Origin of the sequence: Bacillus sp. FSL K6-2861 (assembly GCF_038630725.1) — a bacterium.
Taxonomy (GTDB): domain Bacteria; phylum Bacillota; class Bacilli; order Bacillales; family Bacillaceae; genus Bacillus; species Bacillus velezensis.
The window spans coordinates 3,780,476-3,793,108 of sequence record NZ_CP152037.1 but is presented as its reverse complement, the minus strand read 5'-3'; the positions used below and the strand labels follow the sequence as shown (position 1 = coordinate 3,793,108).

At 46.0% G+C, this 12,633-nt stretch carries 14 protein-coding genes; 13 read left to right on the top strand and 1 reads right to left on the bottom strand.

Going from position 1 to position 12,633, the window contains the following annotated elements; genetic code table 11:
* Positions 1-3: 3 nt before the first annotated feature.
* The 3 genes from atpG to NYE62_RS18805 are packed head-to-tail and all read left to right on the top strand — an operon-like array spanning position 4 to position 2,736.
* On the top strand, positions 4-867 hold the full coding sequence (gene atpG, locus NYE62_RS18815; protein WP_144664836.1) for an ATP synthase F1 subunit gamma: 864 nt from the start codon (positions 4-6) through the stop codon (positions 865-867).
* Positions 868-892: 25 nt separating this feature from the next.
* The gene (atpD, locus tag NYE62_RS18810) at positions 893-2,314 is read left to right on the top strand and encodes a F0F1 ATP synthase subunit beta (protein ID WP_003151173.1); all 1,422 of its coding nucleotides are present in this window, start codon (positions 893-895) and stop codon (positions 2,312-2,314) included.
* Between the two features lie 23 nt (positions 2,315-2,337).
* A complete protein-coding gene (locus NYE62_RS18805; RefSeq protein ID WP_003151176.1) occupies positions 2,338-2,736 on the top strand; it encodes a F0F1 ATP synthase subunit epsilon in 399 nt (132 codons plus the stop codon).
* 44 nt (positions 2,737-2,780) lie between these two features.
* Here the strand turns inward: NYE62_RS18805 and NYE62_RS18800 are convergent, their stop codons facing one another.
* Entirely contained in the window at positions 2,781-3,251 is a 471-nt protein-coding gene (locus NYE62_RS18800; RefSeq protein WP_007407595.1) for a hypothetical protein, read from the bottom strand.
* A gap of 172 nt (positions 3,252-3,423) precedes the next feature.
* Between NYE62_RS18800 and NYE62_RS18795 the strand changes: the two genes are divergently transcribed.
* The 10 genes from NYE62_RS18795 (at position 3,424) to NYE62_RS18750 (ending at position 12,547) form a co-directional block, all read left to right on the top strand.
* Positions 3,424-3,654 carry a DUF1146 family protein gene (locus tag NYE62_RS18795; RefSeq protein WP_007614366.1) on the top strand — a complete coding sequence of 77 codons (231 nt, stop codon included), beginning with the start codon at positions 3,424-3,426 and terminating at the stop codon, positions 3,652-3,654.
* Positions 3,655-3,794: 140 nt separating this feature from the next.
* Positions 3,795-4,535: a YwmB family TATA-box binding protein gene (locus NYE62_RS18790; protein WP_007407593.1), complete on the top strand. Its 741-nt coding sequence runs from the start codon at positions 3,795-3,797 to the stop codon at positions 4,533-4,535.
* A 33-nt stretch (positions 4,536-4,568) separates the two neighbouring features.
* A complete protein-coding gene (gene murA, locus NYE62_RS18785) occupies positions 4,569-5,879 on the top strand; it encodes a UDP-N-acetylglucosamine 1-carboxyvinyltransferase (protein ID WP_007407592.1) in 1,311 nt (436 codons plus the stop codon).
* 199 nt (positions 5,880-6,078) lie between these two features.
* A complete protein-coding gene (spoIID, locus tag NYE62_RS18780) occupies positions 6,079-7,110 on the top strand; it encodes a stage II sporulation protein D (protein ID WP_144463851.1) in 1,032 nt (343 codons plus the stop codon).
* A 264-nt stretch (positions 7,111-7,374) separates the two neighbouring features.
* The gene (locus NYE62_RS18775) at positions 7,375-8,061 is read left to right on the top strand and encodes a VWA domain-containing protein (protein WP_015418411.1); all 687 of its coding nucleotides are present in this window, start codon (positions 7,375-7,377) and stop codon (positions 8,059-8,061) included.
* A 308-nt stretch (positions 8,062-8,369) separates the two neighbouring features.
* On the top strand, positions 8,370-9,050 hold the full coding sequence (locus tag NYE62_RS18770) for a VWA domain-containing protein (RefSeq protein ID WP_012118657.1): 681 nt from the start codon (positions 8,370-8,372) through the stop codon (positions 9,048-9,050).
* An 85-nt stretch (positions 9,051-9,135) separates the two neighbouring features.
* Complete coding sequence (locus tag NYE62_RS18765; RefSeq protein WP_007407587.1) at positions 9,136-9,300, top strand: hypothetical protein; 165 nt, start codon at positions 9,136-9,138, stop codon at positions 9,298-9,300.
* A gap of 94 nt (positions 9,301-9,394) precedes the next feature.
* A complete protein-coding gene (fdhD, locus tag NYE62_RS18760) occupies positions 9,395-10,183 on the top strand; it encodes a formate dehydrogenase accessory sulfurtransferase FdhD (RefSeq protein ID WP_033574398.1) in 789 nt (262 codons plus the stop codon).
* Positions 10,184-10,200: 17 nt separating this feature from the next.
* Positions 10,201-11,226: a GTP 3',8-cyclase MoaA gene (gene moaA / locus NYE62_RS18755; protein WP_007407585.1), complete on the top strand. Its 1,026-nt coding sequence runs from the start codon at positions 10,201-10,203 to the stop codon at positions 11,224-11,226.
* A gap of 190 nt (positions 11,227-11,416) precedes the next feature.
* Complete coding sequence (locus NYE62_RS18750) at positions 11,417-12,547, top strand: tetratricopeptide repeat protein (protein ID WP_033574399.1); 1,131 nt, start codon at positions 11,417-11,419, stop codon at positions 12,545-12,547.
* The last annotated feature ends 86 nt before the right edge of the window (positions 12,548-12,633 follow it).

The window sequence follows — 12,633 nt, the reverse complement described above, 5'->3', positions numbered from 1 at the left end:
TCTTTGGCCTCATTACGCGATATTAAGTCAAGGATCACGTCAACGAAAAAAACAAGCCAGATTACAAAAGCCATGCAGATGGTATCCGCTGCGAAGCTGAACCGTGCGGAAACCAACGCGAAGTCATTTGCTCCGTATATGGATAAGATCCAGGAGGTTGTGTTTAACGTCGGAAAAGGCGCGAAAAACGCGAAACACCCGATGCTTGTCTCAAGAGAAGTGAAAAAGACGGCGTATCTCGTCATTACGTCTGACCGCGGGCTTGCGGGTGCGTTTAACAGTTCGGTTTTGCGAAACGCTTACCGCACCATTCAAGAACGCCATCAGTCTAAAGATGAATACACGGTGATTGCAATCGGCAGAGTCGGCCGCGATTTCTTCAAAAAACGGGAAATGCCGATTATGTCTGAGTTAGTGGGGCTTGGCGACGAGGTCACTTTTGCTCAGATTAAAGATTTGACCCGTCAGACGGTTCAAATGTTTATCGACGGCGCTTTTGATGAACTGCATTTGGTGTATAACCATTTCGTCAGTGCGATTTCACAGGAAGTGACGGAGAAAAAAGTGCTGCCTTTAACGGATTTCGGAACGAGCGGCGGGAAGCGCACGGCTTCTTACGAGTTCGAACCGGATGAAGAAGAGGTGCTCGAAGTGCTGCTTCCTCAATATGCGGAAAGCTTAATTTACGGCGCGCTTCTTGACAGTAAAGCAAGTGAACACGCTGCGAGAATGACAGCAATGAAAAATGCGACTGATAATGCGAAAGAACTCATTGATTCACTTTCGCTTTCATATAACCGCGCGCGTCAAGCGGCGATTACACAAGAAATTACCGAAATTGTCGGCGGTGCAGCCGCTTTAGAATAGAAAGATTTTGTCAGGAGGGATAGCGATGAAGAAAGGACGCGTAAGTCAGGTGCTTGGACCGGTTGTCGACGTACGTTTCGAGGACGGCCACTTGCCTGCGATTTATAATGCGATTAAAGTTTCACAGCCAGCTACAGGCGAAAATGAAGTAGGCATCGACCTAACGCTAGAGGTTGCTCTTCATTTAGGCGATGATACAGTCCGTACAATTGCCATGGCATCTACGGACGGAATTCAGCGCGGAATGGAAGCTGTTGATACAGGTGCGCCGATTTCCGTTCCTGTCGGTGATGTGACTCTCGGACGCGTATTTAACGTACTGGGAGATAAAATTGATTTAAATGAACCGCTGCCTGCGGATGCTCAAAAGGACCCGATCCACAGATCAGCTCCTTCATTCGATGAGCTTTCAACTGAGGTTGAAATTCTTGAAACGGGAATTAAGGTTGTTGACCTGCTCGCTCCTTACATCAAGGGCGGTAAAATCGGATTGTTCGGCGGCGCCGGCGTAGGTAAAACCGTATTAATCCAGGAATTAATCAACAACATCGCGCAAGAGCACGGCGGTATTTCCGTATTCGCCGGTGTAGGAGAGCGTACTCGTGAGGGGAACGACCTTTTCTACGAAATGAGCGATTCAGGCGTTATCAAGAAAACAGCCATGGTCTTCGGACAAATGAACGAGCCGCCGGGCGCACGTATGCGTGTAGCACTGACGGGTCTAACAATGGCTGAGCATTTCCGTGATAAACAAGGACAGGACGTACTGTTCTTTATCGATAACATTTTCCGTTTCACACAAGCGGGTTCAGAGGTTTCCGCGCTTCTCGGCCGTATGCCTTCTGCGGTTGGTTATCAGCCGACGCTTGCGACAGAAATGGGTCAGCTTCAAGAGCGTATTACGTCTACAAACGTTGGTTCAGTTACATCTATCCAGGCGATCTACGTGCCTGCCGATGACTATACTGACCCGGCTCCGGCGACAACGTTCGCTCACTTGGATGCGACGACTAACCTTGAGCGTAAATTAACTGAAATGGGTATCTACCCTGCGGTTGATCCGCTGGCTTCCACTTCCCGCGCGCTTGCTCCGGAAATTGTCGGAGAAGAGCATTATGCGGTGGCGCGTGAAGTCCAGTCAACGCTTCAGCGTTACAAAGAACTTCAGGATATTATCGCGATTCTCGGTATGGACGAATTAGGTGAAGAAGACAAGCTTGTCGTTCACCGCGCACGCCGTATCCAGTTCTTCCTTTCTCAAAACTTCCACGTAGCTGAGCAGTTTACGGGACAAAAGGGTTCTTACGTGCCTGTTAAAGAAACGGTACGAGGCTTTAAAGAAATCCTTTCCGGTAAATATGACCATCTTCCGGAAGATGCATTCCGTCTTGTGGGACGCATTGAAGAAGTCATTGAGAATGCAAAAGAGATGGGTGTAGAAGTTTAATCTGGTCCTAGGAGGGTAAAAGCATGAAGACCGTTAAAGTCAATATCGTTACTCCCGACGGCCCAGTATATGATGCTGATATTGAAATGGTAAGTGTAAGAGCCGAGAGCGGTGATCTCGGTATCTTGCCTGGCCATATTCCGACCGTGGCTCCGCTTAAAATCGGCGCTGTCCGCCTTAAAAAAGACGGGCAGACCGAATTGGCGGCTGTCAGCGGCGGATTTTTAGAAGTCCGTCCTGATCAGGTCACTATCCTTGCACAAGCCGCTGAAACAGCGGAAAGCATTGATAAAGAGCGCGCCCTTGCTGCGAAAAAGCGGGCGGAAGACCGTTTGAACAAACGATCAGATGATACTGACATTCGTCGGGCTGAGCTTGCGCTACAGCGGGCTGTAAACAGATTGGATGTTGCAGGAAACTAAAAAAGAATCCTTCTCGGCTGTCTGAGAAGGATTCTTTTTCTATATTAACGCATAAGAGATTCATAGACGCCGATAAGCGGATGATCCTCTTCTTTTTGCAGATATAAATGTTCGCAGCAGTTGTCGGTGTGCCACGTTTTGTTTCCTCTCCGCACACCCGTCGTATAGGCGCCGTCCGTATACGGATAAGGTTTGACGACCCATTCGGCATCGTCATGGTGTCTGATGGCGCAATCGATGACATACACACTGAGCATTTTCTCAAATTCGTCAATCGGCAGGTTCCAATCCGCCAAAAGCAGCTCTTGTATGCTGCGGAAGTAAAGAGCTTCCACTTCCAGCAGGCTGCCGCGTGAATAATCAAGAGAAATGTTGAAAAACTGACATAATTCTTTCAGTTCCTCTGTTTGAGACTGTCTATAATCATAGTAGAATGCTATCGCTTCCCACTCGTGGTCAAATACGGGAAGTGTTTCTCCATACTGCTTTTCCGGATGAAAAAAGGAATGATTCATATTCCCATCTCCTTTCCAAAAAAGTATATCATGCCGGAGAACGGACATTTAAGCGGGGATTGCCCCTAATTTTGGATAAAAATTCTGATGTAAAAATGATCATCTTTCTCTCTTCTTCTTATATAATAAGAGAGGATATGAGGGTCGGAAAAAATGAAAGGAGATGGGATTTGTGAATGTATTGGGGCAGCAGGCCGCAATCAGCATCCTGGTTCACCTGGTATGCATTGCGGTGACATGGTGGGCGCTTCAGGCCGTCAACTTTGATCCGCTGATCCGAAAAGGAAAAATAGTGCAGGCGAGGCTGCTGATCATTCTTCTTACCATTGCGATCGGTACGGCAGTCGCTGACTTCTTTTTAGATTATCTTACCTATTCGAAACAGCTTCCATACTTATTTTAAGAAGTTTCGTCTGTTGAATGAAGGGAATCGCTGGGTGAGAAACCAATTTTTCTTCACCCGCTTGGCGAGTTTTGACGAAGTTTTCCATGTATTGCTTTCCCCGGCTCCGGCAAAAATGGGAGTAAGGGGGAGAGATCGATATGAAGAAAAAAAGAGCAGGCCGCATCATCTTATTTTTTGTTTTTTTAAGCGCCTTAATAGCGGTATTTCATTCCATTCATGCAAGTGAGCTGTCTCCGCTTGCCCAGATTGCCGAAGGAATGGAGCGGCAGCAGGTCACTGTAGATGAATGGACGCTTCATGCGAAAGAAAATCTGAACCTGTCACTGAGTGAATTTGATGACAAGGTAAAAGAACTGAAGACGCAGTATCCGCAATATCATTGGGAATCCGCGCGGGAAGATAAAATCGTAAAGACCGTCGGCACGTATTCTGACAAAAAAAATCACACAACTTTTAAACTGCAGCTCGTCACTACCCTCAAAAACCAGAACCCAACTTCGTATTTATTATATGAGCAAATGAGCCCGGAGCAACCGGAAAACTGGAATGATACATATGAACAGTTTGAACGGCAGGCACATGACATATTTCAAAATAAAGTATTTATTTTTACTTGTCTTAAGGGTCATTTAAATGATAATATGAGTATTGTTTTGCAAAAAAAAGCAGAACAGCTCATGAAAGAATTTGAAGCAAGTCCAGTTGAACATGTAGTTGAGCCTCATTTCGTTTCTGTTTCTGCATTTACATATAAGTGGACAGATTACATCATGACATCGAAACATAAGATGAATGTGCAAGTTGCGCTTAGAAGTGCGGGAATGGGCGAAAAACATACCGTTACGGTTGGCACACCAATCGTGACGACTGAATATTAATATAGAGAATATAGGGACGCGGAGGGGAATACCTTGGAAAAAATCATCGTCCGCGGCGGTCAGAAGTTAAACGGCACAGTGAAAGTTGAAGGAGCAAAAAATGCCGTTTTACCAGTTATCGCTGCATCTTTATTAGCAAGTGAAGAAAAAAGCGTAATATGTGATGTACCTACGCTCTCCGATGTATATACAATTAATGAAGTGTTGCGTCATTTAGGAGCAGATGTGCATTTTGAGAATAATGAAGTTACCGTAAACGCTTCTTACGCTTTAGAAACAGAAGCACCTTTTGAATATGTGCGCAAAATGCGTGCGTCAGTGCTTGTTATGGGCCCTCTGTTAGCCCGTACGGGTCATTCAAGAGTAGCGCTTCCGGGCGGCTGCGCAATCGGCTCAAGACCGATTGATCAGCATTTAAAAGGCTTTGAAGCAATGGGTGCAAAAATCAAAGTAGGCAACGGCTTTATTGAAGCAGAAGTAGAAGGCCGTCTGCAGGGCGCAAAAATCTATTTAGATTTCCCAAGTGTGGGTGCGACAGAAAACTTGATTATGGCAGCTGCTTTAGCTGAAGGAACAACAACGCTTGAAAACGTGGCAAAAGAGCCTGAAATCGTTGACTTAGCGAACTATATCAATGCGATGGGCGGAAAAATCCGCGGAGCCGGCACAGGCACCATTAAAATTGAAGGTGTCGAGAAGCTTCACGGCGTAAGACACAACATCATTCCTGACCGTATTGAGGCGGGTACTTTCATGGTGGCTGCGGCTATCACGGAAGGAAATGTATTAGTGAAAGGTGCGGTTCCTGAGCATCTTACGTCTTTAATTGCGAAGATGGAAGAAATGGGAGTCAAAATTACGGATGAAGGAGAAGGCCTTCGTGTCATCGGTCCTGCCCAGCTGAAGCCGATCGACATTAAAACGATGCCTCACCCAGGATTCCCGACTGATATGCAGTCGCAAATGATGGCGCTGCTTCTCCGTGCGAGCGGAACAAGCATGATTACTGAAACTGTGTTTGAAAACCGTTTTATGCATGCTGAAGAATTCCGCCGGATGAATGGCGACATTAAAATTGAAGGACGTTCTGTGATCATTAACGGTCCTGTACAGCTGCAAGGCGCAGAAGTTGCCGCTACGGACCTGCGTGCGGGCGCGGCGCTGATTCTTGCGGGATTAGTGGCTGAAGGTCATACACGCGTCACGGAACTGAAGCACTTGGATCGCGGTTATGTGAATTTCCATAAAAAACTTGCGGCTCTCGGCGCTGACATCGAGCGTGTCGTTGATGAAACGGCCGCTGAACAAGAAAGCAAAGAAGTCGTAACTGACCTAAACGCATAATGGCTGTAAAAACAGTATGTCAATCTGGCATACTGTTTTTTTATGGTTTATCATCATTATTATGCTCTGATTTCCAAAAAAGAATACGTTTTTCGCGTGAAAAATGGAATAAAGATTCTGTCCAAAAGGAAGTCATATTAGCTTGTCCCTGCCCATAAGATGAAGTAGAGTCGAATCCCAAGCAGGAGGCAGCTGATATATGAAACCGATTGTATTTCTACTATCCGGGCTGTGTATACTTATTCTTCTAGTCCCCACCATTCTCGTCCTTCCGTTTCAGGCAGAAAAAGGAGCAGCCGTAAACAGAGAACCCGGACACAAAACAGCACACACCACACGAGAAACAAAAGGAGCAGAAACATTGAAAGAATCACCTGTATCCATTCCGGTTTATCGGACATCCAATCATTCTGTAGAAAACATTCCGCTTGAAGAGTACGTGATCGGTGTCGTGGCTTCCGAAATGCCCGCAAACTTTAAACCGGAGGCCTTAAAAGCCCAGGCGCTCGCCGCCCGGACATTCATCGTCAGACTGATGGTCGCTGACTCAGCCGTCCAGGCGCCGAAAGGATCACTGGTGGATGATACGCAAATGTTCCAAGTCTATCAAAGCAAAAGCCAGCTGAAAAAAGAATGGGGTTCTAAGTACGCACACAACCTCAAGAAAATCACAAACGCGGTGGCCGGCACGCAAGGAAAGATTTTAACGTACGATAACAAGCCGATTGAGGCATCTTTCTTCTCTACGAGCAACGGGTATACGGAAAATGCGGAAGCCTATTGGACAAGCGCCATTCCTTATTTAAAAAGCGTGAAAAGTCCGTGGGATAAGCAATCGCCGAAATATCTTGCCACCCAGACCTTCAGTGTGCCGGAGTTTCAGCAAAAGCTCGGCGTACAGCTCTCAGGACAAAACACGGTGGGACAGATTACAGCCAGAACGCCGGGCCATCAAGTGGCAACGGCCGTCATCAACGGCAAAAAGCTGAAGGGAAGAGACATCCGGGAAAAACTCGGACTCCGTTCTGCCGACTTTGAATGGAAACGAAACGGCAGCAGCATCACCATTACGACAAAAGGATTCGGCCACGGCGTCGGCATGAGCCAGTACGGGGCCAATTACATGGCGGAGCAGGGAAAATCAGTGGCGGACATCGTCAAGCATTATTATCAGGGAGTGGACATTTCCGAAGCAGATTCATTTTTAAACAAATATATGGCGAAAAAATAGACGCTTTCATGAGCGTCTGTTTTTTTGAAAACTATTCCATAAACGGTAAAGCAACCAACAGACTCATATAACGAAAGCCTAAAGGCTGACAAATGTCGATTGAAGGCTGAGCGCCGGGTGTAAATCACTGATAAAAATGCCGCTTCTATGTGAATATACGCAAAAATAATGAGGAACGCCGTCCTATTTATTTCCCTTTTCATCTCATTTACGATAAATATTGTTCGGCGTTGAACGTAAATCTATTGAAAAGGGGAAAAAGCAATGAAAAAAACATTTTCACTCATACTCATGCTCGGATTGATGCTGACTGCTGCATCTCCTGCTTTTGCTGCCGAGAATGCAAACGAGAAGACATTTTTATTTAAAAACAATATCGCTATTTTGCTTGATGCGAGCGGCAGTATGGCGAAACGGATTGACGGCGTTTCTAAATACAATATGGCAAAAGATGAAATTGTCCGTTTTGCGGATCGAATTAAGTCTACATCACAGGTCAGAATGACGGTTTTCGGTTCGGAAGGCAATAATAAAAACTCCGGAAAAGTTCAATCTTGCGAATCCATTCGCGGTGTATACGGATTCCAAAGGTTTGACAGACAGAGCTTCCTCAACTCTCTGAACGGAATCGGGCCTACGGGGTGGACACCGATTGCAAAAGCATTAGAGGATGCGAAAGCTTCTTTTAACGGCGTTCATAAATTCGGCTTTAAATCCGTTTACCTGTTGACAGACGGTGAGGAGACATGCGGAGGAGATCCTATTAAGACAGCGAAAGAACTTCGCAAACATCATATTAAAGTCAACGTGATCGGCTTTGACTTTAAAGAAGGCTTCAACGGACAGCTTCACGCAATTGCCGGTGCGGGCGGAGGAAAATATTACGAAGCTCACAGCCAAAAAGATATGAACCGCATCTTTACCCTGGAAGCGAGTTCATTAGCGGAATAAGAAAGGTGCCGTTTAGCGGCCCTTTTTTTTATTTTTATTTAACAAAAATTTCAAGAAAAGATGAAGAGAAAACTGTAAAAAGAATCAGTTTTCGGACTTATATTACAAAAAGGGCGAAAAAGGCATTAAATCTGTCATCATTTATCCAATCTTTTTAGGATGATGCGCATAATTCTGTTCATTTTTAACGGTGTACAGACGCTTATACAAAAGGAATCCCGCCCTATATCTTTTTGCATACTCCTCATCTAGCATAGAGAAGAGCCGGGGGCCCATCGGCCAAAAACAAACGGAGAGGAATGAAGGAAATGAAAAAAATGTTCACTGCGGGGATTGTCGGACTTTTGACGCTTTCACTCGGATCACCTGTTTTTGCAGCTGAGAAAAAGCACGAAGAAACAAACGTTGCCGTGCTGTTTGATGCAAGCGGAAGCATGATACAAAAAACAGGGGGAGAGCGTAAAATAGATGTTGCGAAAGAGTCTGTCACTTCTTTTGCGGAAGTTCTTCCTGAAGACACGAATCTGATGCTTCGGGTATTCGGGCATAAGGGCAATAATAAAAACTCAGGCAAAGCCGTATCATGTAATGCGACAGAAACGTTATACGGCCTTCAGCCGTACGCCGTGACTCCATTTGAGCAATCACTCAGCAAGATTAAACCGACCGGCTGGACACCGATTGCGAAAGCGCTCTCTGATACGCGTGAAGAATTTGAGCGGGCCGGCGCCACGGGGAAAAACGTCGTATATCTGATCACAGACGGTGAAGAAACATGCGGCGGTAATCCTCAGGCCGAAATTCAAAAGCTCCGTAAAGCGAACGTCAACACGATCGTCAATATCATCGGCTTCAACTTCGGCATGAAAGGAAGCGAAAGCCTTGAAAAAGCGGCGGAAGCGGGAGGCGGCACATATGTCTCAGCTGACAGCGCGGACGAGTTCAAACAGGCTTGGGAAGACGCTGCAAAGGATTTAGCAAAAGAATAGGTTAAAAAAGGACGCCCGCGCGGCGTCTTTTTTGTTTAGAAAACGGAACCGCGGGAATGATACGGATAAAAGGAGATGAACGCTGTTGTTAAAAGGAGCAGGCATTATATTAGTGCTGGCGGCAGTCGTTTTTGTTCTGATGGGAATTTTTCTGAAGCTTGCCGCCTTCATATTCGTCAGTATATTGGCCATTATCGCCGCAGTTATTTTATTCACCATTCTGAGCAGACATCATCGCAATGAAACATAGAGTCCTAAGAGGGCTCTTTTTTTAAACCGCAAATTCGACAAAATACAGGGATTGTGGAAGAATAAAAGAGAAGGATACTGCGGAGGGGAAAACAGTGGATGAAAAAACAACAGCGGTCAGAGACATATACCGCTATGAAAAAGGGGTATTAACAAAGACGGCAGATCGGATGGTTTCAGAGTATCCGGTGACCGTCATGGTGAACGGACAGGAATTTGTTACGCTCGTCTGCACGCCTGACCATTTAGAGGAACTCGTCATCGGATTTCTCGCATCAGAAGGCGTCATTCGTTTTGAAAAAGAAATCAAAAGCTTTACTATAGATGAAAGTCTCGGGTTTGCATATGTTGAACTGACGAATCCCGGAGTGCTTGAGCAAAAAGACTATACGAAGAGGGTCATCGGTTCATGCTGCGGGAAAGGCCGCCATTTTTACTTTCAGCAGGATGTGAAAACGGCCAAAACCGCCGTCAGCCGTATCACTATAACTCCTGAGACGTGCCTTCGCCTGATGAAGGAGATGCAAAGAGGAAGCGGCACCTTCCAGGAAACGGGCGGCGTCCATAATGCGGCGCTGTGCGATACGGAAAAGCTGCTCTTCATGAGGACGGACATCGGGCGCCACAACGCGCTGGATAAGCTGTACGGCTGCTGTTTGAAAAACGGAATGCCGGTCCGTGACAAGCTGATCGTCTTCAGCGGCCGGATTTCCTCGGAGGTTTTATTAAAAGCCGCAAAAATCGGCGTGTCGATTGTCATTTCAAAATCGGCGCCGACGGAGCTCGCGCTGCAAATGGCGGAAGAGCTGAACATAACCGCGATAGGTTTTGTCAGAAACGGATCATTTAACGTATACACACATCCTGAACGGGTTGAACAATAGAAAGGGGTCTTGGGCTTATGAATACAGAAACGCGCCGGGTGACAGACAAAAGGGAAAGGCCGCTCAGGGATCTTCGTATCTCTGTAACCGACCGCTGCAACTTCAGATGCACGTACTGTATGCCAGCCGAATTATTCGGACCGGATTATCCATTTTTAAAAAAGACGGAATTGCTCTCCTTCGAGGAGCTTGAGCGGCTTGCGAAGCTGTTTGTCGGCCGCTTCGGCGTTGAAAAAATCAGGCTGACGGGCGGAGAGCCGCTCATGAGAAAAGATATGCCTGAATTGATCAAAAAACTTGCGCGCATCCCCGGACTTAAAGATATCGCGATGACGACAAACGGCTCTCTGCTTCCCGTGTATGCGGAAAAACTGAAGCAGGCGGGGCTGCATCGCGTGACAGTCAGCCTCGATTCTTTAGAGGATGAGCGGTTTAAGGCCATTAACGGCCGCGGGGTTTCGGTGAACAAGGTGCTTGAGGGCATTGAGGCGGCAAAAGCGGCCGGACTCGGTGTTAAAATCAATATGGTTGTTCAAAAGGGCGTCAATGAAAAAGATATCCTGCCGATGGCCCGCTATTTTAAAGAAAAGGGTCATATTCTCCGGTTTATTGAATTTATGGATGTAGGCAATACGAATCAATGGAATAAAAAAGATGTGATCACGAAGGCAGAGATTATTGATCTGATCAACCAGCACATGCCGACGGAGCCGATAGAAGCGAATTATAAAGGAGAGGTCGCTTCCAGGTTCCGCTATCTTGACGGTTCCGGCGAAATCGGCGTGATTTCCTCCGTCTCGGATGCATTCTGCGCCTCCTGCAACAGAGCGCGCCTGTCGGCGAGAGGCGAGCTGTTTACGTGCCTGTTTGCGTCAAGCGGCTATGATGTTCGGAAACTCGTGCGCGGCGGTCTGACCGATGATGAATTGACGGAATCCATCGCTTCTGTCTGGAGAAATCGCACGGATCAGTATTCAATTGACCGCGCGCTTTCTAAAACGGATGGGAAAAAGAAAGTGGAAATGTCTTATATAGGCGGATGAAGAAAAGCTTGCCCGGACAAGGGCAGGCTTTTTTATTCACAATATGAGAGCGGTCTGTTCAAAAAATACCGGTGACAGCCGAAATATATGATAGGAATTTTGATGCAGGACAATCAAGTTATGCAATTCCAAAGCCATACAATATGTTAAAATATAACCAATAGAAATTAGAAAAGGTTGTGAAAGGGGCATGACCGCATACGAGATTCCGTCATCTCAAGTTGGAGTCAAGATCAACAAATGGTACAAGCACATTTTAGCGTTTCAAGCGGCTGATGCCATAAAGCTGAAAGAGGAAATTGATGAGGATATAAAACGTATGGAGGAAGACCAGCTGCTGCTGTTATATTATCAGCTGATCAGCTACCGCCATCATATTATGCTTGATTACGTCAAGCCGGAATGCACCGAACAATCACAGATTCAGTACAGCGAGCTGCAAAAGACGATCGAAAGCACGGACAGCATATCGGGACTGTCTGAGTATTATTTCCATTTGTTCAGAGGGATGTATGAATTCGATCACAATAACTATGTTGCGGCTATTTCTTTTTACAGGAAAGCGGAAAAACTCCTTTCATTTGTCGAGGATGATATAGAGAGGGCGGAATTCCATTTCAAGATGTCTGAAGTGTTTTACGTCATGAAGCAGACTCATTTTTCCATGAATCACGGGATTCAAGCGCTGGATACGTATATGAAACACGATTTCTACAGAGTGCGGAGAATTCAATGCCATTTCGTCATCTCAGGAAACTACATCGACTGCAAAAACTACGACAAAGCGCTTGAGCATTTAGACGAAGCCCTCCGCCTTTCTTTGCTTGAAGGACAGCCCCGCCTGATCGGGTCTTCGCTTTACAATCTGGGGAATTGTTATTCTGAAAAGCGGGATCTGGATGAAGCGGCCCGGTACTTTAGAAAAGCGGTTCCCGTTTTTGAAGAGCATCAGCTTGAACAGCTTCCGAAGGCGCTGTTCAGCTTAACGCACACCCTTTTCAGGCTGCATGATGACCAAGCGGCCCTTACCTATTATGAAAGAGGGGTCATGATCGCGAAAGAACGGGGCGATCGATTCAGTTTAGAGAAGTATAAGTTTTTACAAGCGCTTTATTTGGAGTCGCTCAATATGGATTTAATCCATGAAGTGTTTGACTATATGAATGAAAAATCGCTGTATGTGTATATTGAAGATTTCGCCTTGGAGGCCGCCGTTTACACAAGCGCACATGAGCAATATAAAGAAGCGGCGTATTTTTATGAAAAAGCGATTCGCATGAGAGAAAACATTCAAAAAGAACAGTGTTTATACGATATATAATTTTCTTAACCATCTGATCAGCAGATGGTTATTTTTTCATGCGCATTATAACGTTTGATCATAGAAAAAAACGGAAAAATCGAAAA